The sequence below is a fragment of the Nodosilinea sp. LEGE 06152 genome (assembly GCF_015207525.1).
Lineage (GTDB): Bacteria > Cyanobacteriota > Cyanobacteriia > Phormidesmidales > Phormidesmidaceae > Nodosilinea.
The window spans coordinates 1-21,799 of sequence record NZ_JADEWR010000007.1 but is presented as its reverse complement, the minus strand read 5'-3'; the positions used below and the strand labels follow the sequence as shown (position 1 = coordinate 21,799).

Here is a 21,799-nt window from a genome sequence, read left to right as displayed (position 1 = left end):
GNGNCNGGGTGGATGGGTAGGCGGGTGACAGGGTGGATGGGTAGTCAACTGACTCATCTGCTCATCCACCCATCTACTCATGCACTCATCTAGCCTCTAGCAGCCAGTTCTTCCAGGGCGGCGGCTTCGAGGCGGCTGACGGTCTCAGGTGCTAGGCATAGCAAGTTCAGCAGTTTTTGGTAAACCACCGCTTCGGCCTGGTTGATCTGGTTTGAGCTGATTACTTCATAGCTGAGCATCAGGGCTTCTTCGCGCTGGGCTGGGGTAGTGAGCTGGGGCACTAGCTCCTCTAGCGGAATCTCTGTAGCCAGCAAATTCTTTAGGTCCTCGCGCAACTCGGCCTGCTCTTCGGGGCTGTGGGCAAACTTGCGGCTGAGGCGATCGAGAATTACCTCCTGCTGGATGTCAGCAAAGTTATGGTCGGCCCAGGCCATAGTGGCGGCAATGCGCAGCAGCAGCATTTGCTCGGGGGTGAGGGTCGTCTCTTTGCCCAGGTAGACTTCGATCACTTTGGGGTCATTCTGCACCTGATCCATCGTGCCTTCGCAGAGCACAGTGCCCTGGTGCAGCACGGTAACCTGGCGGGCAATCTGGCGAACAAATTCCATGTCGTGCTCAATCACCACGATGGAGTGGCTCTCGGCTAGCGACATCAGCAGCTTGCCGGTTTGCTCGGTTTCTTCGTCGGTTAGCCCTGCCACCGGCTCATCGACCAGCAGCAGGTCGGGCGACTGGGCTACCAACATGCCAATTTCGAGCCACTGCTTTTCGCCGTGGGAGAGCAGGGCGGCGGGTACGTCGGCCTTGTGGTCGAGGCCAATGGTTTCGAGCAGACCACCGACGGTGCGCTTCTCGGCGGTGGGGGTTTTCTTAAACAGCGTGGCAAAGACGTTTTTCTCTCGGTTGCAGGAAAGCTCCAGGTTTTCACGGGGGGTGAGGTTGAGGTAGACGCGGGGAGTCTGGAATTTACGGCCAATGCCAAGGCGAGCGATCTGGTGTTCTTTATACTTGCGCAAGTCCTGACCTTTGAAGTAGGCGGCTCCTTCGGTGGGCTTGGTCTTGCCGCTGATCACATCCAGAAAAGTAGTTTTACCGGCACCGTTGGGGCCAATGATGACGCGCAGCTCACCCTCATCCATGCTGAAGTTGAGATTTTTGAGGGCCTTAAAGCCATCAAAGCTGACGGTGACATCTTGAATGTCTAAGACTTTGGTGCTCATGGGGGCAGGTCTCCTTCGGGTTCCGGGTAGGGTGGGCACTGCCCACCATTGACTAACGGGTTTGATAGAGATTGTTTGCTGGCTTTGCCTGAATTAGTGCGACATTTTAATACTTTAGAGTTGAACTTCTCCCTGATTAGCTAGCAGTGTAAGAGTGCTTAAATATTTTTCTAATTCATGAGAATGACCAATCCATGGAGTCACGTTGATATTAAGAATTTCGGAGTTGCGAGTTTCTATAGGCCATAGACCACAGGGCTGAAGACCCAAAGAGCTAGCTCTGTACAAAGTCTTCAATGTCCAATCACTTGAGTTGTAGATGTTGAATATTTTGCATTTTGCTGTATCGGCGAGCTGGCTCCAGTTTCTATTTTTTGGAATGGCTCCACCTAAGAGGTAAAGTCTATTAGGTCTACTCGATGATTGATTGGACCAATCTCTAAGGCCGAAGAATAGTACGCGCGCGCCGAGGGAGTGACCCACAAAAGAAATAGAAGATTCGTAGACTTCATTCCGAACAAGCCTTTCCAAATAGTCTCTTCCAGAGCGCTTTGCACGACGCTTATGTTTTTCCCAGTAAGGAATTAATCCTACTCCTATCTGTCCTAATGATACAGCTCCAAAACTTTCATTATTTGAGGAATCCCACCAGAAATAGTAAATTGCTCCTTCCCAACCTGCTTTTCGTAACCCATCAATCCAGATTTGATAATCGTTTGATCCTGTCTTATTTTCAGTTGTAAAACCAGAGACAACTACTATTGCTTCTGATGAACTATTTGATGCTGCGATTTGCCGAATCCAAGGGGTATCCATAAACTAAAACCGAACTCTCTGCTGATTATGGTTCCCCCCTAAAGAATGTGTGGTGCATTGCTGGCGCGAATGTACCCTACGGTGACTGGAGTATGCTGGCTAGTTGAGGTAGGGAATGCTGGACAATGCCTTTGGGAATAGCCTGTTGATAGGCTGGAGTAGTTGGTGGGCAATGCCCACCCTACTTTTCGGCAAATTCGGGGGTTTCGGTTACAGTTTCAACGACTGTGGTGTCAGTGTCTTCGAGGTAGGGTAGGTCGGTGGGTGCTAGTCTCAGGGCTGAGCTGACCATAGAGCCAAACTGGCGGCGACCCCAGCCAATGATGCCGTCGGGTAGGGCGGTCACCACAATTAAGAACAGCGCCCCCTGGAAAAATAGCCAAACGTCGGGGAACCGCTCGCTGAGCAGACTGCGGGCCATGTTGACCAGCACTGCGCCCAGAATGGCCCCGACCAGGGTGGCGCGTCCGCCCACGGCAACCCAGATCACCATTTCGATGGAGAAGGCAATATCCATGAACTGGGGGGAAATAATGCCCGACTGCACGGTGTAGAGGGCACCTGCAATGCCTGCGATCGCCCCAGAGACCGCAAACACCAGCACCTTAAACGCCGTCGGGTCATAGCCCGAGAATCGCACCCGGTTTTCGTCGTCGCGAATGGCCACCAGCATGCGGCCAAAGCGGCCGCTGGTCAGCCAGCGGCAGAGGGCGTACATCGCAACCAGGGCAATGACGGTGCTGATGTAAAAGAACATCCGCATGCCGTCGCTGCCCACCGCCTGGCCCATAAACACCGAGGTCGAGGTTTTGAGGCCGTTGGTGCCGTTGATCAGCTTTTGCTGGCCGTTAAATAGATTAAAAAACACCACCAGGGCGGCCTGGGTCAAAATTGAGAAGTACACGCCGCGAATGCGGTTGCGGAAGACTAGGTAGCCCAGCAGCCCCGCCACGATCGCCGGAATGGTAAAAATCGCCAGCAGCGTAAACGGAAATGAGTTGAAGGGTTGCCAAAACCAGGGCAGCTCGGTGACGCCGTAGAGACCAAAAAACTCAGGCAGCTGTCCCTCGCCCAGGGTGTTGAGTTCGAGGTACATGGCAAAGGCATAGCCGCCCAGGGCAAAAAAGATGCCGTGCCCCAGGCTGAGCAGGCCGGTAAAGCCCCAAATTAGGTCGATGCCCAGGGCGACAATGGCCAGGGCCAAAAAGCGCCCCAGCAGGTTGAGCCGAAAGCCAGTGAGCAGCATCGGCATAACTAAAATCAGGATGAGGGCGATCGCAATCACGGCGATCGCCTCAATCATGAACTTGCGTTTTTGGCTGGCCTGCGCGACGCGGCGCGGCTGGGTAGTCACTGTAGTCATAGCCCTATAGCTCCACCGAACGACCCTTCGGCGGGAACAGCCCGGCGGGCCGCACCTGCAAGAAGGCAATAATCAGCGCAAACACCATGACCTTAGCCATGCTCGTCGTGGCAAAGAACGTAAAGAAGTCAATGACGGGCTGAAAGAATCCCGCAGGCGGAAACAGCAGCGCCATCGTGCCAGAACCCACCAGGTAGCTGGTAACGCCAATAATCAGCGCCGCCACAATGCTGCCCACCAGCTTGCCGACCCCGCCCACGACCACCACCATAAAGGCATCGACAATGTAGTTCGCCCCCAAGTTAGGCCCGACAGAGCCCAGCAGCGTCACGGCACACCCAGCAATGCCCGCCAGACCAGAACCTAGAGCAAAGGTGATGGCATCGACCTGGCCCGTAGGAATACCCAAGCAGGCGCTCATGCCGCGATTTTGGGTGACCGAACGAATGCGCAGGCCCCAGGCCGTACCGTTGAGAAACCAGTACACTGCTACCAGACAAAGGGCCGTCAGCACAATAATGAACAACCGGGCCGAGGGAAACTGCAGCGTGCTGCCGACCGAAATGCCGCCCCGTAGCCAGCTAGGAGGCGTCACGTCCACGTTGCGGGTGCTGAACCAGGCCCGGCTAAAGGCAGCACTGGTGCCATTGCTAATTAAGATCCAGGCCAAAACCGAAATCGCCGCCGACAAACCCAAAAACACCGGGTTCGCCCACGATCGAATCCGTTCCCAGTCGGTGTAGCGAGTTAGCACCCAACGTCCGACCAGAAACAGCGCCGCAAAAATGGCCAGACCAATGACCATAGGCAGGCTGACGCTGCGGATAAACTGAATCAAAATTAAACTTACCCCCCAGGTGGCCAGCAGCGTTTCTAGGGGCCGCCCGTACAGGTAGCGAATGACGGTGCGCTCAAGCAATAGCCCCAGCAGCGCCGCCACTAAGAATGCCAGCGGTAGGGCAGCGAAAATGTAGAGGTCGGGCGCTGCACCGCCCATGCTTTTGGCCACATTTTGCACTACGAAGGTAGTGTAGGCCCCAAACATCATCAGTTCACCGTGGGCCAGATTAATGACCCCCATCAGACCAAACACAATGGCTAAGCCCAAGGCCACAATCAACAGCACCGCACCAATGCTAATGCCATTAAAAAGGCCGCCAATCAAGCCTTCCAACACAGCAATTACCGATTTAAGAACAACACAGAACGCAATAAAAATTCAGTCAATCCTGACGGATATTAGGCTCGAACTTAGTAGAGATACTAAACGCAGCTCCACGGAAGGAAATGTCCATCTCTGACAGTTCACCCTGGTTAACGATTCCACCGAAGACCGGGCTGGCTCTAATTTAAGGTGGTTTTTGTTAAAGCATGACCAAACCCAAAATAGAGGAGCTAAATATCTTAAAAAGTACCGAAAGCTTGAGCTTAAAAGAACTAAGTTGCAGCACTCAAGTTTCCTGGTGAACTGTCACTTTAGAGGCCAGCAAACCAAAAGGTTTGGCCACGCTTTAGGGTGTCTATATGGAGAGCGGGGATACAGCCTGCTGCATCCCCGCCAAACAATCGTTCGACAGCGCCGCGATCGCGGCTACAGCCTAACTCTAGATCTCGAACTTGCCGCCCTTAGCTGGGTCAGACCAGTCGCAGGCAAAGCCAATGGTGTCGGGTACGAACTGGTTCCAGGGCTGGGGTTCAACGGGGCCGTCGGTTTCCCAAACAATGTTGAACATGCCGTCATCCATGATTTCCCCAAGCCGCACGGTTTTCGACAGGTGGTGGTTGGCGTTCATGGTCACCGGGCCTTCGGGCGCAGCCATTTCCTGGCCGTAGGCTGCCGCGCGCACCTCAGGAATATCAAAGGTGCCTGCCGCTTCCACCGCCTGCTTCCATAGGTAGACCATGATGTAGGCCGCTTCCATGGGGTCGTTGGTAACGCGATCGTCGCCAAACTCGGCCTTGAAGTCGGCCACCCACTTCTCGTTCTCGGGAGTCTCAACGGTTTGGAAGTAGTTCCAGGAAGCCAGGTGGCCAACCAGAAATTCTGGGCCAATCTGACGCACTTCTTCTTCGGCCACGCTCACCGACATCACGGGGTATTGGTCAGGCCCCATGCCAGCGCCCTGGAGTTGCTTAAAGAAGGCCACGTTGCTGTCACCGTTGAGGCTGTTGAAGATGACGCCGCCGTTGGGCAGGGCGGCGCGAATCTTGGTGATAATCGGGGTAACTTCGGTATTGCCCAGGGGCAGGTAGTCTTCGCCCACGGTGTTGCCACCCTTGGCATTCAACTGCTCTTTGATAATGGTGTTGGCGGTGCGGGGAAACACGTAGTCAGAGCCAACCAGGAAGAAGTCGGTGCCCTTGTTTTCCAGCAGCCAGTCTACGGCGGGCTCAATTTGCTGGTTGGGGGCGGCTCCGGTGTAGAAGATGTTTTTGGAACACTCTTGACCCTCGTACTGTACGGGGTACCACAGCATGTGGTCCTTCGATTCGAACACGGGCAGCACGGCTTTGCGGCTAGCTGAGGTCCAGCAGCCAAACACCACAGCGACCTGGTCTTGGTCAATCAGCTTTTCGGCTTTCTCCGCAAATGTGGGCCAGTCAGAGGCTCCGTCTTCTACTACGGCCTCAATTTGTCTGCCTAAAACCCCGCCAGCGGCGTTGATTTCTTTGATGGCTAGCTGCTCAGCATCTACAACGGTGGTTTCGCTGATGGCCATGGTGCCGCTCAGCGAGTGCAGAATACCGACCTTAACGGTCTCGCCGTCGCCCGCAGCTACTTCGGTACCGCCGTCAGCAGCGCCAGTATCGGTGGTGCTGCTGCCGCATGCCTTTAGCAGCATGGAGGTGCCTAGGGTTGCAGACCCATACACCAAAAACTTACGCCGATTAAATCGAGTTACCATTCAACCTCGCTCCTGACTCATTTAATGAAAAGAGTGTTTAACCGAAAATTTACGCAGACCGTCAGAGTGGATATTAATAGGTAGTAATTGGCAGCAAGTGTAGCGTTGGATACCAAAAGGCCCAAGTTTTTTGTAACGTTTCTACCGGATCGGAAACATTGACAACCCCCGTGGGACATATTTTGCTGGTTAGACCGACCAAAAAAGGATGGGTAGGCGTCAGTCTAAACTCCCAGATCGACCTGGGGCTAAGGGCTAGAGGGCACCAGCGGGGGAATCAAATGCTTTTTTGCGCTTTAAACAAGTTTGAAACGACGCCAGCGCTGGCGCGTTAGCCCTAACCCAGCGATCGCCCTAGTTTCCGCTGCTGCTGGCCAGGGCCGCTGGGGAATCTGCCGCCGCGTGGTAGCCAATAAAGTCGATGATGGTGGCCAAACCCTCCTGGGTTTTGAGGTTGGTGAAGCCAAAGGGGCGATCGCCCCGCATTTTGCGAGCGTCTCGCTCCATTACCGCCAGACTGGCCCCTACCATCGGGGCTAGGTCAATTTTGTTGATCACCAGAAAGTCAGACTTGGTGATTCCCGGCCCGCCCTTGCGGGGAATCTTGTCGCCAGCGGCCACATCAATAACGTAGAGGGTTAGATCCACCAGTTCAGGGCTGAAAGTGCTGGCCAGGTTGTCACCGCCGCTCTCCACAAACACCAGATCTAGCGGGTGAAACCGCGCCTCAAGATCTTCAATCGCCACCAAATTCATCGAGGCGTCTTCGCGAATGGCGGTGTGTGGGCAGCCGCCGGTTTCGACCCCAACAATGCGATCGGGGCTCAGCGCCTGACTACGCACCAAGAACTGAGCGTCTTCCTGGGTGTAGATGTCGTTAGTGACCACGGCAATGGAGTAGCGATCGCGCAGCGCCTTACACAGGCTATCTACCAAAGCCGTCTTGCCTGACCCCACCGGACCAGCCACACCGACACGAAAGGGAGCGGCACGAAAGGGAGTTGTCATTGAGCTCAATCCAACATCAGAATGCTCGATATCTTACACCGCCTATCCTGCCTGAATCCCTCGCCGAAATGCCCGAGCCGCCTCTAGACGAGATGTCTCAGCCATCAACACACAGCGGCAAAACAAATCGACATCCAGGCTCGACAACTCAGCGATCTGACTGCGATCAATCCGGCGATAGCCATCGGTTTCCAAATGATACAGACTTAGCAGTCCGTCCTCCCAAAACCAGACTTCTGGCACGCCGAGCACACAATATCGCGCCAATTTGGTGAGATTACCGCTGGTGAAAGTCACCTCAATAGAAAGGTCAGGGGTTGGCTTAGGACCACCCATACAGTACGACTCATCGGCCTGGGCAAAGGCTTCGCCCTCTCGTTCTTGATCCATCGACCCGGTAGGGTAAAAGTCGATGCCTTGTTCCACAAAAAAGAGTTCTAGCAAGAATCCGATCACCGACTTAAAAAACTCGTGATCGCGCCCTGGCATCAGCACCTCCACCGTGCGGTTGTGATAAAACAGCCGCACCCCAGGGCAGTCTTCCAAGCCCTGTTGGATCAGCTTGAACTGTGCCCAGGTGCGATCGCCATAGACTGCCCGCTGATCGGTTGTAGAGCTAAGAACTGTTGGCATAGCGAATGAAAGCAGCTTGCCCCTAAATCCTATCCTACGCAAAAGACCCGAGGGCTTTTCAAAATCCCTCGGGTCTGGGTAATCTTTGCAAGAGAAACCGGGTTTCTAGGTCAATAGCTCTGATGATTGACATCTAGCCCAGAAACCCGGTTTCTGAATCCTGGCTAGCTGTACTTTTCGTTAGAGGCGGTCTCTAGGTCAAAGAGCACCTGCAGGGTCTGCATGGCACGCTTGCGGGCCTCAATGTCGCGCTGGGCGCGCAGCTGCACCATGGGGTCGTGGAGAATCTTGTTGACGATACCCCGCGTCAGGGCTTCGATTACCTCCTGGTGCTTTTCGGCAAACTCGCTGCCCAGGCGCGACAGCGCTTTTTCTAGCTCCTGCTCGCGGATGGTCTCGACCTTGCTGCGCAGGCTGCTGATCGTGCTGACGGTGTCGAGCGATCGCCACCAGTCCATAAAGCTTTCCACCTCCTGGTCGAGCAGCACCTGGGCTTCCATCGCCATCCGGCGGCGGCTGGCCTGGTTTTGGGCCACCACGGCCTTAAGGTCGTCAACGTTAAAGGCGTGGACGTTGTCCAGCTCGTTGGCGTTGGCGTGCACGTTGAGGGGCACCGAGATGTCAAACACCATCAGGGTGCGGTTGTTGACCACCGGAGCCAGGTTGTCGCGGTGCAGAATAGGCTCAGTGGCAGAGGTACAGGTAAACACCACGTCGCAGACCTCCACCGTTTCTAGCATGGCGTCAAGGGTACCGGTGCGAATGTTGGCATCGGGAAACTGCTTGGCCAACTCGTTGGCGCGATCGATGGTGCGGTTTAAAAGGGTGATGGTGCAAGAGGAATCTTTGGAAACCAGGTGCTGCACCAGCAGGCGAGCCATTTTGCCCGCGCCCAGAATGCTGATGTGACAGCTGTTGAGGTGTGGCACCTTCATGCGGGCCAGCTCCACCGCAGCGGAGCTAATCGAAACCGCCCCAGTGCCAATGCTGGTCTCGCTGCGCACCCGCTTACCGGCGGTGAGCGACTGCTTGAGCAGTCGATCGAGCACTCGGCCAATGCTCTTGTGCTGCTGGGCCAGCTGGTGGGCGTGCTTCACCTGGGCCAGAATTTGGCCTTCACCCAGCACCAAACTGTCGAGGCCCGCTGCGACGCGCATGAGGTGGTTAACGGCATCCTGGTGCAGCAGGATGAACAGGTGCTGGCGCAGCTCGTGCAACGGTAGACCGCTGTGCTCAGACAAAAACTGGGTCACTTCGCGAATGCCCTGCTCGGTCGCCTCGGTAACGATGTGAATTTCGAGTCGATTGCAGGTGCTGAGAATGGAGACTTCGTCGATGTGGGGGCAGTGGGTGAGATGGGCGATCGCATCACCTGTCTGAGCCGTCGGAATGCTAAGTTTTTCACGAATTTGTACCGGGGCGGTTTTGTGGCTCAGGCCAATTACGGCGATATTCATTCTTCCTCCACGCGTTTAATAGTCACCTAATTTTATGGTGTCGCCAGATCGCTTACGGGGGCCAGGTCGCCTCTGAAATGGCCGCGCCAAAGGTTACTGCGTACACAATTGCCAATATGTTTGAACTTAGAGATAAATAGGGCTCGACTCAAGGAAACTCAACAAAAGTCCATCAAAAACTGTGAACGCAGCCCCAAAAAAAGAGATGCAGGATCCCTGCATCTCTAGGCTAACGAATTAAGGCAGTTCACCGAAGCGTTTTTGGCCTGAGTAGACCTTTTTTACCTGATGAGTTTGCACCTCTCGCTCAAGCCCGGCTCAAATCCTAGCCGGTTTCCCCCTTGCTCAGGAAGCAAGGGGGGGCAAAGTCATCAGGACTCCTCTCTGCCTGAGGATTAACTACCGCAGCTGCAGGGATTTGGGCTGGTCAACCATGTGGATGGTGTCGACAAAGCGGGCCGTCTTCGACTGGCTTGAGATCACCAGCGACTGGGTCCGCACCCCACCGTGGAAGAAACGCACCCCGTCCATCAGCTCGCCAGTGGTAATGCCAGTGGCGGCAAATAGCACGGTTTCACCGGAGGCAAGCTCGTCGGCATCGTAGACCTTGTCGATGTCGGTGATACCCATTTCGTTCAGGCGGGCAATGTTGGCCTCTTTGCTTTCGCCAATCAGGCCGGTCTTGACCACGGCAGGGTCGTAGATCAGCTGCCCTTGGAAGTGACCGCCCAGGCAGCGCATGGCGGCGGCGCTGATGACGCCCTCAGGTGCAGCGCCGATGCCCATCAGCGCGTGGGTGTTGGTGCCTGCAAAGGCACAGGAGATAGCGGCCCCGACGTCGCCGTCGGCAATGAGCTTGACGCGGGCCCCGGCATCGCGAATTTCTTTGATCAGGTCGTTGTGGCGATCGCGCTTCATAACGACAACCACTAGCTCATCCATGGCGCGATCGAGGCACTCGCCCAAAATTTTCAGGTTTTCGGTCGCCGACTTGTTAATGTCAACCTTGCCCTTGGCCTGGGCCGGAGCCGCCAGCTTTTTCATGTAAAAGTCGGGTGCGGCAAACAGACCACCCTTTTCGGAGATGGCCAGCACCGCCATCGAGCCGTTTTGGCCGTAGGCCACCAGGTTGGTGCCTTCGCAGGGGTCAACCGCAATGTCAATTTCAAGCAGTTCGTCGGGATTGCAAAAATCACTGGCATTGGGCTGGGTGCAAATGCCAACTTCTTCGCCAATGTAGAGCATAGGAGCATCGTCCCGCTCGCCCTCGCCAATCACAATGCGACCGCGCATGTGAATTTTGTTCATGCGCTCCCGCATGGCTTCTACGGCTACCTGGTCAGCGATATTTTTCTCGCCCTTGCCCATCCAGCGGGATGACGCGATCGCAGCCTGTTCGACAACCTCAATAATCTCAAGACCGAGGGTACTTTCCACGGGATCAATCCTCCAAACTGCCTATATTTAATGGGTTTTAGCGTTCCCCACCTCGATTTCTCAGTCTATCAGACGGTGGGATCAAGGCATAGAGAATCAAGGCACCGTATACTCTGACTCCACCGCCGGGAGTTCGCCCCGTGCCACCAGGGCCTGGTGAATCATCGCCACGATCTCGGCGCGAGTGGCGGCTTGGGCCGGTTTAAGCTGGTCACGCTGGGGATAGTTCACCACCAGGCCGTTTTCGGTGGCGGCAGCCACCTTCGCTCTGGCCCAGTCGGGCAGCGGCCCGGCGTCCACAAACGATTGCAGAGTTTGGTCGGGAGCGGGCGACGGCTCCAGGTTGAGACCGGTAGCGAGGGACACCAGCACTTCGTAGCGAGGCACCGCCTGGTCAGGGCGAAAATCGCCCTCAGGGTAACCGTTCATAAAGTTTTGGCTTACAGCGTTGGCGATCGCCGGAGCCGCCCAGTAGGTGTCAGGCACATCGGTGAAGGCAATGACTGAGCCCTCTCGCGGCGCGTCACCAAAGGCCTGGCTAATGAGAGCCGCTAGTTCGGCTCGGGTGAGGGGCTGGTCTGGCTGAAAACCGCTTTCAGGAAAATCGGGCAGGTACCCCTGGTCAAACATGGACTTGATGAAGGGATAGGCCCAGTGGGTGGAGGGTACGTCTGAAATATCAAGGGGCTGGGTGGTTGCTTCAGCTTCGTCCGGTGGAGTGGTAAGCACGGTAGCCGGTGCTGCCGGAACGAGTACCGATTCCGGACGAATGGCTCGATTGACGGGCAGCCTCTCGGGCCTTGGCTCTGAGGGGCTGTCGCGATCAGGGATGTCCTGCCGGGGCCGATCGCTCCGCTCCAGGGTCCGTGGTTCAAACTCGTCGGTTTCTTCTTCGGCTTCGGTTTGCCCAAGCGCCGGTGGGTCGCCGCCGCGCCGCTGTAGCCGATCGGCTACAGCCCACGGGGTTTGGGTACGGCTAAGGCCCCACCACAGGATGGAGCCTATACCGACAAAGGCCAGCACCACCGCCAGCAGCTCGTCAAAATCCAGAATTCGATTGCCTCGCGGTGACGACTCACCAGCAGGGCGACTCGGATCAGGCGAGTTGGGCTGGTCGGGGGGCAGGTTTACCATGGGGGCGGGCTGGGGATAACGTCCAGGGTTATCCTACCAGAGCGGGCTGGCGGACTGGGGTGACAATCGGGTTGCCCTCGTCGTCGAGGTCTAGCTGAGCGCGATCGCCCTCCTCTAAGGTGCCGACCAAAATGGCCTCGGCCAGGGTATCTTCGACCAGCCGAGCAATGGCCCGGCGCATGGGACGAGCCCCGTAGCGCTGGTCGTAGCCTTCGGTGGCCAGTCGCGCCCGGAAGGCCTCAGATAGGGTAATCACCATCTGGCGATCGGCCAGGCGACGGTTGACCTGCTCCAGCATCAGATCGGCAATCTGGTTCACCTCATCGCGGGTGAGCTGACGGAAGACGATAATCTCATCAATGCGGTTCAGCATTTCCGGGCGGAAGTACTGCTTCATCTCCTCGTTGACCAGGTTGCGGATGTTGATGTACTGGCTGGTAGCCGCATCGGTGGTGGCAAAGTCAAAGCCCAGGCCGGTGCCGCCTTTCTCAATCACCTGAGAGCCAATGTTAGAGGTCATGATGATCAAGGTGTTCTTAAAGCTCACCGATCGCCCCTTCGAGTCGGTCAGTACCCCGTCGTCAAGCACCTGCAGGAGCAGGTTAAAGACCTCGGGGTGCGCCTTCTCAATCTCATCCATCAGAATGACGCTGTAGGGCTGACGACGCACCGCTTCGGTTAGCTGGCCGCCCTCGTCGTAGCCGACGAAGCCTGGAGGTGAGCCAATCAGTTTCGACACCGTGTGGCTCTCCATGAACTCCGACATGTCGAGGCGAATCATGGCATCTTCGGAGCCAAACAGCGCCACGGCCAGCGCCTTGGACAACTCAGTTTTACCCACCCCAGTAGGGCCAGAGAACACCAGGCTGGCAATGGGGCGATCGGCGCTGGCTAGGCCCGATCGCGCCCGCCGAATTGCTTTGGCAGCGGCTACTACGGCCTCGTTTTGGCCAATCACCCGCTCGTGTAGCACATCTTCGAGGTGCAGCAGGCGCACCGCCTCGGTTTCGGTCATGCGGTTGACCGGAATGCCCGTCCAGGCGGCAACGATATCGGCGATGCTGTCTTCGTCTACCACAGGCTGGGGCGGCAGACTACCCGCCTCGGCTTCGCCGTACTCAGGAATGTCGGCCTGAAGCTGCTGAAGCAGATCTTGCCGCTGCTCCCGCAGGGTCTTGGCCTTCGGGAAATCTTGCAGCTCAATGGCTTCGTCAAGCTCCTTGCTGACCTGGCGCAGCTGCTGCTTCAGCTCCTTAGAGGGGTACTTGGGCATAAACCGCAGCTTCACCTGGGAACCCGCCTCGTCGATCAGGTCGATGGCTTTGTCGGGCAGGTGGCGATCGCTGATGTAGCGGTCAGACAGCTTGGCGGCCGCTTCTAGGGCGGCATCGGTCAAGCTCACCTGGTGGAACTGCTCGTAGCGGCTGCGAATCCCGTGCAGAATTTCAATGGTCTCATCCACCGACGGCGGGCTGACCATCACCGGCTGAAAGCGACGCTCCAGGGCGGCATCGCGCTCGATGTATTTGCGAAACTCGTCGAGGGTGGTGGCCCCAATGCACTGCATTTCACCCCGCGCCAGGGCGGGCTTGAGCATGTTGGCGGCATCCAGACCGCCCTCTAAGGAACCAGCCCCAATCAGCGTGTGGATTTCGTCAATGACCAGCACCACATCGGGGTCTTCGCGCACCTCGGCCACCAGCTGGGTGAGGCGCTCCTCAAAGTCGCCCCGGAAGCGAGTGCCTGAAACCAGCGAACCCATATCGAGGCTGATCACGCGCTTGGTGAGCAGCGCTTCAGGCACGTCCTGGTTGGCGATGCGCTGGGCCAGCCCTTCGGCGATCGCGGTTTTGCCCACCCCCGGCTCGCCCACCAAAATGGGGTTGTTTTTGGTGCGGCGGCCCAAAATTTGCACCACTCGCTCAATTTCTTTAGCGCGACCGACAACGGGGTCAATTTTGCCCGCTGCGGCTACCGCCGTCAGGTCGGTGCCAAACTCAGACAAAATTTTGCCTGACTTACGGGCACTGTCGCGATCGCTGCTGCGACGGCCTGTGGGCAGCGCCGCCACCTCACCTAGCTCTTGAATAATGCGAGTGCGCACTTTGGCCGGGTCTACGCCAAGGTTTGTCAGCACCCGGTAGGCCACGCTCTCGGTGTTTTGGCACAGGCTCAACAGCAGGTGAGCCGGCTCGATGTAGGGCGAGTCTACCTTGCGGGCCTCCTGAAAGGCCTGCTCAAACACCTGCTTGACCTTCGGCGTGAACGGAATTTCGGGCGGCACGCTGCCGCTGCCCCGGCCAATAATGGCTTCGACCTCAGCCCGGGCATCGTTTAGGTTAACCCCAAACTCCCCCAGCACCTTGGCTGACAGGGTAGCTTCCTCCTTGATCAGCCCCAACAGCAGCTGCTCGGTGCCCACGAAGTTGTGGCGCAGCCGACGAGCCTCTTCCTGGGCCTTCATAATGACGGCGATAGCGGTGTTGGTGAAGTGTTCAAACATGGTGGTTAGTCAGTACCAGTTTCGTGAGGAGCAATGGAAAGACCAGAACTAACTGAGTAAGCTCTAGCTTGCGATTGGCTACGGCTGTAGATGAGACCGTACCCAGGGCCAAACCCAGGATGTAGAGATACGACAGGGGTTTGTACTTAGTAATACTTTACGTACATGCACGCATACCCCGCAGTGGGGAGAACCGTAGACGCTAGGTGAGGTTGGGGTTAGTCAGTCCTTCCCTCCGCAAACTAAAAATTAAAGTCAATAGTCTTTCCTTAAAAAATATTTACAATACTTAACCTTATTCTATAGCCTTAGACCAGCATCGACAAATGACTGGCTCTAAAATCAGCAAAATTAGCGAACCGCTTAAAAAAATCGCTCTATCATTTCAGAACCACTGAGCGGTAGTCAGTTCCAATCATTTAATACCGTCGCCAGAGTCGATATCAGATAAAATCAGTACATATAAACTACACTACACCCCCAGCTGACCGTGACTGTTGCCATAGAGTTTGCCAGTTCAGAGGATCTTCGAACCGCGCTAGAGCGCTGGCTCGAGGACTATGGCCACAGCGTTCATCGACAGGTGCCCTGCCCTGACGGCGGCGTGGTTGATTTGCTCACACCTGTCTATGCCATTCTTTGTCCACCTACCCTCGCACCATCTGACTTGTGGGCGGCTGTTGAGACAATTCAGGCGCGCCAGCCAGACTTTCCTGACCAGCACCCCGTGATTGCTGGGCTTACCCCAGAAGCTGATCCAGAGGCGACCTACGAGGTTGTGGAGCAAATTAGGGCTAAGGGCATTGAGGTCTGGTTGCTCGACCAAATGCCTCCCTTTGTTGAGTACTACACGGGGCTAAATGCCGACCCAGTGCCGCCGATGCCGGAAGGCTTCAACCGACGCAATCCTCTGGCTGGGTGTTTGATTTCGCTCGGCATGGCGGCTATTCTCAGCGCTAGCTTTTGGCTGGCCTATCGCATTCTCGATCGCCACCAGCTGCAGATGTCGACCAACAGCCAGGAGAACCGCCTGTGGGAGCAGCTTTATACCGCTGTTGACGTCTGGGATATGGATACTGCCTTGGCTAGCCTGGAGCGCTTGGGCAATAGCCGCAACCCCTGCGTATCTGAGTTTGCCGATCGCTTTGAAACCAGCCTTAGACAGCGCGGGTCGGAAGGGTTTAGGGATATCAACCCCATCAAGCGCGCCCTCAATATGGAGGAGGGCTGCCGCCTAGAGATCCGCGAGTACGATTTTTCCCAGTAGCTCAGGCTAGGGCCCAGCGATGAAGCGAGGCTGCGATCGCCCCTGGTGTGCTGCACACCAGGGGCGATCGCATTCCTTCGATTTTGTTGCAACTAAAAGTCAATAGAACACGGCCTTTACGGCCTTTCAAAGCCCCTGTCGAATGTCTTTGGGGTGGTTGCATGGGGCCAAGACTCAGGCAGGCGAACCGATCTTCCAAAGCATTGGACCACTCGACGTGCCTTAATAAAACTTAATCTTTAGCTGTTGAGAATGATTCCGATCTGTGGTCAAATCTCCTTATTGAGTTTTCTTCTCAATAAGTGCTGTGTTGATATGACCTTAGTAAGGATTCATTAGCTATGCAAACCTATGGCAACTCCGATGTGAGCTATGTCTGGTGGGCCGGTAACGCCCGCTTTGCCAATCTGTCGGGTTTTTTTATTGCCGCCCACGTGGGCCAGGCGGCATTGATTACTCTGTGGGCCGGTGCTTTCACCCTGTTTGAGCTGTCCTGGTTTGACCCTGCTTTGCCGATGGGGGAGCAGGGCCTGATTTTGCTGCCCCACCTGGCCACTCTGGGATTTGGGGTTGGCGAAGGTGGCCAGGTAGTCGATACCTACCCCTACTTTGTCGTGGGGGCCATTCACCTGATTTCCTCCGCCGTGCTGGGGGCCGGGGCGCTATTTCACGCCTTCAAGGCTCCCGCCAATTTGAAGGACGCCAAAGGCCAGGCCCGCAGGTTTCACTTCGAGTGGGATAATCCGGCCCAGCTCGGCATGATTTTGGGCCACCACCTGCTGTTCTTAGGGGCTGGAGCGCTGCTGCTGGTAGCCAAAGCCACCATCTGGGGCGGCCTTTACGACGCCACAACGCAGTCTGTACGGCTGGTGCAGCCCACCCTCGACCCGCTGGTGATCTACGGCTACCAGACTCACTTTGCCAGCGTAAACAACCTCGAAGACCTGGTCGGCGGCCACGTATACGTTGGCGTGCTGCTGATTGCTGGAGGCATCTGGCACATTCTGGTGCCGCCTTTGAAGTGGGCTAGAAACGTGCTGCTGTTTTCGGGTGAGGCGATTTTGTCCTACTCGCTGGGCGGTATTGCCCTGGCCGGGTTTGTGGCCGCCTACTTCTGCGCCGTTAACACCCTGGCCTACCCGGTGGAATTTTACGGCCCACCGCTGGCCGTCAAGCTTGGGGTCATGCCCTACTTTACCGATACCGTTGTGCTGCCGCTCAATGCCCACACCTCTCGCTGCTGGTTGGCCAACGCGCACTTCATTCTGGCGTTCTTGTTCTTGCAGGGCCATCTATGGCACGCCCTGCGCGCGATTGGGTTCGACTTTCGCCGGGTAGAAAAGGCCCTGAGCACCGTCGAATCGTAACCAAGTGTTGGGTTAACTTCTCCTCTCTTGGGGGGCATATAGGGCTCCAACATCCTGCCCCCCTTTTCTCTTCAACTCAATTTGGAAGTACAGCTGTAATGACTAAGATTGGCCTATTTTTTGGTACCCAAACCGGCAATACCGAAGCGATCGCTGAGGCAATTCAGGCAGAGTTTGGGGGCGACACCGTTACGCTCCACGACGTTGCCAGCGCCACCCCCGACGACTTTGCTGAATACAGCCGCGTGATCGTCGGCTGCCCCACCTGGAACATTGGCGAACTACAGGCCGACTGGGAGGGCTTTTACGATGAGCTAGACAACGTTGACTTTAGCGGCAAGCAGGTGGCCTACTTTGGGGCCGGCGACCAGGTGGGCTATGCCGACAACTTTCAGGACGCGATGGGTATTTTGGCCGAAAAAATTGCTGGCTTAGGGGCCACCACCGTAGGTCAATGGCCAGCTGAGGGCTACGACTTCAATGACTCTAAGGCCGTACAAAACGGCAAATTCGTCGGGTTGGCCATCGATGAAGACAACCAGCCTGAGCTAACTGAGGACCGCATTAAAGCCTGGGTTGCTCAGCTGAAATCAGCCTTTGGAGTTTAACCCACCTCATACCAACGCCCAAATTCTGACCAGTTCTATTTGACCGTTCGCAGGGCGATCGCGGCCCACCGTGCCTGTAGCACCATTCGCTAGCTCCCTGCCCCTTAGTAACAGCCCACTATTCTAAATCCCATGACTCTATCAACCTCTCCCGATGCTGTGTGGCTCAATGTTAGCCCCAGCTTTCAGCGGTTTGACCACAAGCTGCTGGTCGGTCTGGCCCGCCATGTAGAGGTGGCCCACTGGGCCTACCGCCAAACCCCAGAGGAACCCAGCTCGCTCGACATTGCCGTTACCCTGCTGCACGACTATCTAAAAGGCCATGACCGCCCGGTGCACTTGCTTGGCCACGGCACCGGCGGGCTGGTGGGGTTGCTCTACGCCCGCCAAAACCCCCATCGCGTGAAATCGTTAACCCTGCTGGCGGTGGGCGTAAACCCCATGGTTGACTGGCAAGCTCACTATTACGCTCAGCTCGAACGGCTACCCTGCAGTCGGCAGCGGGTGCTGACTCAAATGGTCTACAGCCTGTTGGGCCATCAGGCGCGGCCCCTGGTGCCCGGCTGGGTCAATGTGCTAGAGCAGGATTTGCTCCATTCGGTGTCGCCCCACTCGTTGCTGAAGCGGGTTAGCCTCTGCCCCGGTAGCGTGGCGGTGCCCCTGCTGGTGTGCGGCGGCGAAGACGATTTTGTGGTTGACCCGACCCAGATTCGGGGGTGGCAGCCGTGGCTAAAGGCGGGCGATCGCATGGCCCTGTGCCCCGGTCGCCATTTCTTTCACGCCGATTCTCCCCATCCAGTAGCCAACCTAATTTTGAGCTTTTGGGGCACCACCGAGTCGGTGCTAGTGCCACCCCAGGGCTTGACCATTCCCTAAATTCGTCCACCGCCACTATTTCCCGTGGGGCTTTATCAACGAGATTTATCGACGAGGTTCTATGCCTGCTGCCCAACTACTGCTTGCTATCCTGGTGCCCCTCGGTATTTGGGCTATGGTGCTCGCCTTTGTGCTGGCGGTTTTGCTGGCTGTTAACGACGGCATTCAACGGCTGCGGCGATTGCACCAGGTGCCTTGCTTCCGCTGTCGCTACTACACGGGCAGCCCCTACCTCAAGTGCCCGGTGCGCCCGATAGATGCTGCTTCCGAATCCGCCCTCTGCTGCACCGACTACGAAGCGGCTGAACCAGCATCGCTACAGTCACCCCGTCAACCCCGCCTCAAAAAGCGTCTCTCACTGCTTTTTTCGACCTCCCATCACTAATTTCTTCTCCCACCCCACGCCCTCTTACCCCCTCACCCCCATGCTTTGCCCCCAGCTGTCCATCCTCCGAAACTTTGACCATAGAGCCTGTTTGCCCCCGCTGGGCGATCGCGTCTGGCTAATTGAGCAGGGCATTGTGCGCTCCCTAACCTGGACAGACGAAGGGCAGGTGACAACGATTGGCCTTTGGGGCCAGGGCGATATCGTCGGGCTGCCGCTGACCCGCTTGGCCCCCTACCAAATGGAATGTCTGACCCCGGTAACGGTCACTGAGGTAGCTTTCGACTCGCAAACTCGCTACTGGCAGCAGCTCCTGCTCAACCATCTCTGGTATAGCCAGGAGCTATTTCGCGTCGTGCAAATTCCCTGCCTGGCCGAGCGACTGTTGCAGTTGCTCCACTGGCTGGCCGATCGCTTTGGTCACCAAACGCCGGAAGGCAACGTGCTGCCGCCCCTGTTAACCCACAAACAGCTGGCTGAAGTCTTGGGCAGTAGTCGAGTTAGCGTGACGCGCTTGCTCAACAGTCTGGAGCAACAGGGGCAGCTGGTGCGCTTTAGAAAGCGCCGGGGCGAAAAACTCTCTAGTTGCGCCGTGCCCGGTTCCAGCCGAGCAATTTTGCTGCCCCATCCCAAGCGGCTTACTCATTCAAATAACGGCGTGACTGCTCAACAGGCTGTTCACTAAACAACGGCAGCAGTAGGGCTTTCGGTTCTAATCAACCGCCCATCTTCCATATAAATAATGCGGTGGGCAATGTCGAGAATGCGGTTGTCGTGGGTGACCAGCAAAATGGTGCAGCCCTGCTCCTGGGCCAGGCGCTGCATAAGCTGCACCACTTCGCGGCCTGACTGGCTGTCGAGGGCGGCGGTGGGCTCGTCGGCCAGAATGAGCTTGGGCTGAGTAACCAGGGCGCGGGCGATCGCCACCCGCTGCTTCTGCCCGCCCGAAAGATTGTCGGGCCTGTAGTTGACCCGATGGCCCAGCCCCACGGCGGTTAGCATAGCGGTGGCCTGGGCGGTGCGATCGTCGTAGCTGAGGCCCGGTTGCAGGCGCAGGGCCATGCGCACGTTTTCCTGCGCCGTCAAACAGTCCAGCAGGTTGTGGGCCTGAAAGATATAGCCAATCCGGCTGCGTAGCTGAACCAGCTGCTGTTTGCTGGCTCCCAACAGCTCTTGGCCCAAAATTTTAAGGCTTCCCTGCTGGGCCGATCTGAGCCCACCCATTAGGCTCAGCAGCGTCGTCTTACCGCTGCCTGAGGGACCCGTCAAAATTACAATTTCGCCCGGCTGAATGGCGAGGTTGATGTCGATCAGCACTGGCTTAGCCAAAGAACCTTTGCCAAAAGCGTGGTGCAATCCCTGGACATTGACGACAGGTTCCATAGCAGCCTCTCTTATCTAAAACCCAAACTCTAAAAGCCAAACTCTTTAAAACACATCGGCGGGGTCGGCCGATCGCAGCTTGCGCACCGCGATCGCCGCCGACAGCACCCCCATTACCAGCGTCATCGAAAACACCTGTAGCCCCACCCCCAGGCGCATCAGCACCGCAACGCCGGTGAGATTACTCAACAGACTGTAAAGACCCAGCGAGCACAGAATGCCAGGCATAAACCCCAGCACCGCCAGAATAGTGGCCTCTTGAAACACCACCAGCAGAAGCTGCCCGTCGGAGTAGCCAATCGCCTTTAGGGTGGCGTATTCAGACAAGTGATCGTTGACATCGGAATACAGCACTTGGTAAACAATCACCACCCCCACCACAAAGCCCATAATGGTGCCAAAGTCGAAGATAATCCCGGCTGGCTCTTTGGCCCAGTAGCGCTCCTCCAGCTCAATCAGCTCCGCATGGCTAAGCGCGCTAATTTCCTCGGGCAGGGTGCGTTCTAGTTCAGCGATCACGGTCTGCAGGTCGGCACCGGGGGCCAGTTTAATCACGCCGGCATGGAGTTGGTTGGCCTGCTCGGCTCCAAACAGCCGCAGGTAGTTCACATCGCTGATCACGATATGGCCCCGCTTAAAGATGTTGCTGCCCAAAGCAAAGGTGCCATTCACTCGCATTTTGCGGCCCTGCACCTCGATTGGGGTGTCTTGGCCAGCGGTAAAGGTTTGGGCAATTGGCCCCAAGGACGGCAGCGATTTGGTGTCAAACAGCATGCGATCGCTCTGCTCCACCAGAGCCAGTTGGTCGTTAATCGCGGGTACGGCCATCACCGGCTGGGCCGGGTTCATGGCGATGACGGTAACGCTGGTGGTCTTGCGATTGTCGGGGTTTACCCAGCTGGCCGTGTTGTAATAAAACGGTCGAGCGGTGGCAACCCCCGGCACGGCTGCCGCCCGGTAGATCTGGGGCTTGTCAAAGGTTTCATTGCCGAGAAACTGGCTGGTTTCGTTGATCAAAAACACATCGCCATCCAGGCTGGCGGGCACGTTGGTGGTGCCGCTAAACATCGCCGAGCGAAACCCCAGCTGCATAAAGATCAAAATGTTGGCGAAGGAAATGCCCGACAGCGCCACTAGCAGCCGCACCCGCTGGTGGGAAAGTTGAGACCAGGCCAGAGGTTTTTCCTGACGGGGTAGAGGTAACTTGCCAAAGACCATGGATTGCCCGTCCTAAACGATATAACTTGGATTGTTTAAGGAGACTGCCGGGAAAGACGATACCAGCTTCAACTCAGTGACTGTAGCCGCTGTAGCGATTATCTTGATTGTCAAGCTCACCCTGCTATGTAGTAGCTGCCATGAGGGTGGCAGCTGGCGGCAATGAGCAAGCTGGAGCCTGCCAGAGGGTGTCATGGCTCACCATGGCATTGAGGATG

General features: G+C 56.7%; 19 protein-coding genes. 6 read left to right on the top strand and 13 right to left on the bottom strand.

Going from position 1 to position 21,799, the window contains the following annotated elements; genetic code table 11:
• Window positions 1-89: 89 nt before the first annotated feature.
• The 11 genes from urtD to IQ265_RS11135 form a co-directional block, all read right to left on the bottom strand.
• Window positions 90-1,220, bottom strand: a complete 1,131-nt coding sequence (urtD, locus tag IQ265_RS11185) for an urea ABC transporter ATP-binding protein UrtD (protein WP_194053456.1) — start codon at window positions 1,218-1,220, stop codon at window positions 90-92.
• Window positions 1,221-1,334: 114 nt separating this feature from the next.
• Window positions 1,335-2,036 carry a DUF726 domain-containing protein gene (locus tag IQ265_RS11180; protein ID WP_194053454.1) on the bottom strand — a complete coding sequence of 234 codons (702 nt, stop codon included), beginning with the start codon at window positions 2,034-2,036 and terminating at the stop codon, window positions 1,335-1,337.
• A gap of 181 nt (window positions 2,037-2,217) precedes the next feature.
• Window positions 2,218-3,399: an urea ABC transporter permease subunit UrtC gene (gene urtC / locus IQ265_RS11175; protein ID WP_194053452.1), complete on the bottom strand. Its 1,182-nt coding sequence runs from the start codon at window positions 3,397-3,399 to the stop codon at window positions 2,218-2,220.
• 4 nt (window positions 3,400-3,403) lie between these two features.
• Window positions 3,404-4,573 (bottom strand): branched-chain amino acid ABC transporter permease, encoded by a 1,170-nt coding sequence (locus IQ265_RS11170; RefSeq protein ID WP_194053890.1) that lies wholly within the window; start codon window positions 4,571-4,573, stop codon window positions 3,404-3,406.
• A gap of 430 nt (window positions 4,574-5,003) precedes the next feature.
• Entirely contained in the window at window positions 5,004-6,305 is a 1,302-nt protein-coding gene (gene urtA, locus IQ265_RS11165; RefSeq protein WP_194053450.1) for an urea ABC transporter substrate-binding protein, read from the bottom strand.
• A 354-nt stretch (window positions 6,306-6,659) separates the two neighbouring features.
• A complete protein-coding gene (ureG, locus tag IQ265_RS11160) occupies window positions 6,660-7,313 on the bottom strand; it encodes an urease accessory protein UreG (RefSeq protein ID WP_194053448.1) in 654 nt (217 codons plus the stop codon).
• 42 nt (window positions 7,314-7,355) lie between these two features.
• Window positions 7,356-7,946: a Uma2 family endonuclease gene (locus IQ265_RS11155; RefSeq protein WP_194053446.1), complete on the bottom strand. Its 591-nt coding sequence runs from the start codon at window positions 7,944-7,946 to the stop codon at window positions 7,356-7,358.
• Between the two features lie 164 nt (window positions 7,947-8,110).
• Window positions 8,111-9,403 (bottom strand): glutamyl-tRNA reductase, encoded by a 1,293-nt coding sequence (locus tag IQ265_RS11150; protein ID WP_194053444.1) that lies wholly within the window; start codon window positions 9,401-9,403, stop codon window positions 8,111-8,113.
• 399 nt (window positions 9,404-9,802) lie between these two features.
• Window positions 9,803-10,840: a class II fructose-bisphosphatase gene (glpX, locus tag IQ265_RS11145; RefSeq protein ID WP_194053442.1), complete on the bottom strand. Its 1,038-nt coding sequence runs from the start codon at window positions 10,838-10,840 to the stop codon at window positions 9,803-9,805.
• Between the two features lie 96 nt (window positions 10,841-10,936).
• Window positions 10,937-11,974 carry an S-layer homology domain-containing protein gene (locus tag IQ265_RS11140; RefSeq protein ID WP_194053440.1) on the bottom strand — a complete coding sequence of 346 codons (1,038 nt, stop codon included), beginning with the start codon at window positions 11,972-11,974 and terminating at the stop codon, window positions 10,937-10,939.
• A gap of 28 nt (window positions 11,975-12,002) precedes the next feature.
• Window positions 12,003-14,477: an ATP-dependent Clp protease ATP-binding subunit gene (locus tag IQ265_RS11135; protein ID WP_194053438.1), complete on the bottom strand. Its 2,475-nt coding sequence runs from the start codon at window positions 14,475-14,477 to the stop codon at window positions 12,003-12,005.
• Between the two features lie 490 nt (window positions 14,478-14,967).
• On the opposite strand from IQ265_RS11135, the gene IQ265_RS11130 reads away from it, so the two are divergent.
• From IQ265_RS11130 to IQ265_RS11105, 6 genes are all read left to right on the top strand, one after another.
• Window positions 14,968-15,744 (top strand): hypothetical protein, encoded by a 777-nt coding sequence (locus IQ265_RS11130; protein WP_194053435.1) that lies wholly within the window; start codon window positions 14,968-14,970, stop codon window positions 15,742-15,744.
• Between the two features lie 341 nt (window positions 15,745-16,085).
• Window positions 16,086-17,111: a chlorophyll a/b binding light-harvesting protein gene (locus IQ265_RS11125; RefSeq protein WP_194053433.1), complete on the top strand. Its 1,026-nt coding sequence runs from the start codon at window positions 16,086-16,088 to the stop codon at window positions 17,109-17,111.
• A 98-nt stretch (window positions 17,112-17,209) separates the two neighbouring features.
• Window positions 17,210-17,719, top strand: a complete 510-nt coding sequence (gene fldA, locus IQ265_RS11120) for a flavodoxin FldA (RefSeq protein ID WP_194053431.1) — start codon at window positions 17,210-17,212, stop codon at window positions 17,717-17,719.
• Window positions 17,720-17,851: 132 nt separating this feature from the next.
• Window positions 17,852-18,595, top strand: a complete 744-nt coding sequence (locus tag IQ265_RS11115; protein ID WP_194053429.1) for an alpha/beta hydrolase — start codon at window positions 17,852-17,854, stop codon at window positions 18,593-18,595.
• A 61-nt stretch (window positions 18,596-18,656) separates the two neighbouring features.
• The gene (locus tag IQ265_RS11110) at window positions 18,657-18,980 is read left to right on the top strand and encodes a hypothetical protein (RefSeq protein WP_194053427.1); all 324 of its coding nucleotides are present in this window, start codon (window positions 18,657-18,659) and stop codon (window positions 18,978-18,980) included.
• Window positions 18,981-19,020: 40 nt separating this feature from the next.
• Window positions 19,021-19,665 carry a Crp/Fnr family transcriptional regulator gene (locus IQ265_RS11105; RefSeq protein WP_194053426.1) on the top strand — a complete coding sequence of 215 codons (645 nt, stop codon included), beginning with the start codon at window positions 19,021-19,023 and terminating at the stop codon, window positions 19,663-19,665.
• On the opposite strand, the gene IQ265_RS11100 is transcribed toward IQ265_RS11105, so the two are convergent.
• Window positions 19,662-20,363, bottom strand: a complete 702-nt coding sequence (locus IQ265_RS11100) for a DevA family ABC transporter ATP-binding protein (protein WP_194053424.1) — start codon at window positions 20,361-20,363, stop codon at window positions 19,662-19,664. The two genes, IQ265_RS11105 and IQ265_RS11100, sit on opposite strands and share 4 nt — an antisense overlap.
• Before the next feature lie 45 nt (window positions 20,364-20,408).
• Complete coding sequence (gene devC / locus IQ265_RS11095) at window positions 20,409-21,581, bottom strand: ABC transporter permease DevC (RefSeq protein ID WP_194053422.1); 1,173 nt, start codon at window positions 21,579-21,581, stop codon at window positions 20,409-20,411.
• Between the last annotated feature and the right edge of the window lie 218 nt (window positions 21,582-21,799).

What these genes read in the sequence shown, in the direction of transcription:
- urtD (WP_194053456.1), bottom strand. Translation starts at nt 1,220, where the DNA reads ATGAGCACCAAAGTCTTAGACATTCAAGATGTCACCGTCAGCTTTGAT.
- IQ265_RS11180 (WP_194053454.1), bottom strand. Translation starts at nt 2,036, where the DNA reads ATGGATACCCCTTGGATTCGGCAAATCGCAGCATCAAATAGTTCATCA.
- urtC (WP_194053452.1), bottom strand. Translation starts at nt 3,399, where the DNA reads ATGACTACAGTGACTACCCAGCCGCGCCGCGTCGCGCAGGCCAGCCAA.
- urtA (WP_194053450.1), bottom strand. Translation starts at nt 6,305, where the DNA reads ATGGTAACTCGATTTAATCGGCGTAAGTTTTTGGTGTATGGGTCTGCA.
- ureG (WP_194053448.1), bottom strand. Translation starts at nt 7,313, where the DNA reads ATGACAACTCCCTTTCGTGCCGCTCCCTTTCGTGTCGGTGTGGCTGGT.
- IQ265_RS11155 (WP_194053446.1), bottom strand. Translation starts at nt 7,946, where the DNA reads ATGCCAACAGTTCTTAGCTCTACAACCGATCAGCGGGCAGTCTATGGC.
- IQ265_RS11150 (WP_194053444.1), bottom strand. Translation starts at nt 9,403, where the DNA reads ATGAATATCGCCGTAATTGGCCTGAGCCACAAAACCGCCCCGGTACAA.
- IQ265_RS11140 (WP_194053440.1), bottom strand. Translation starts at nt 11,974, where the DNA reads ATGGTAAACCTGCCCCCCGACCAGCCCAACTCGCCTGATCCGAGTCGC.
- IQ265_RS11135 (WP_194053438.1), bottom strand. Translation starts at nt 14,477, where the DNA reads ATGTTTGAACACTTCACCAACACCGCTATCGCCGTCATTATGAAGGCC.
- IQ265_RS11125 (WP_194053433.1), top strand. Translation starts at nt 16,086, where the DNA reads ATGCAAACCTATGGCAACTCCGATGTGAGCTATGTCTGGTGGGCCGGT.
- fldA (WP_194053431.1), top strand. Translation starts at nt 17,210, where the DNA reads ATGACTAAGATTGGCCTATTTTTTGGTACCCAAACCGGCAATACCGAA.
- IQ265_RS11115 (WP_194053429.1), top strand. Translation starts at nt 17,852, where the DNA reads ATGACTCTATCAACCTCTCCCGATGCTGTGTGGCTCAATGTTAGCCCC.
- IQ265_RS11110 (WP_194053427.1), top strand. Translation starts at nt 18,657, where the DNA reads ATGCCTGCTGCCCAACTACTGCTTGCTATCCTGGTGCCCCTCGGTATT.
- IQ265_RS11105 (WP_194053426.1), top strand. Translation starts at nt 19,021, where the DNA reads ATGCTTTGCCCCCAGCTGTCCATCCTCCGAAACTTTGACCATAGAGCC.
- IQ265_RS11100 (WP_194053424.1), bottom strand. Translation starts at nt 20,363, where the DNA reads ATGGAACCTGTCGTCAATGTCCAGGGATTGCACCACGCTTTTGGCAAA.
- devC (WP_194053422.1), bottom strand. Translation starts at nt 21,581, where the DNA reads ATGGTCTTTGGCAAGTTACCTCTACCCCGTCAGGAAAAACCTCTGGCC.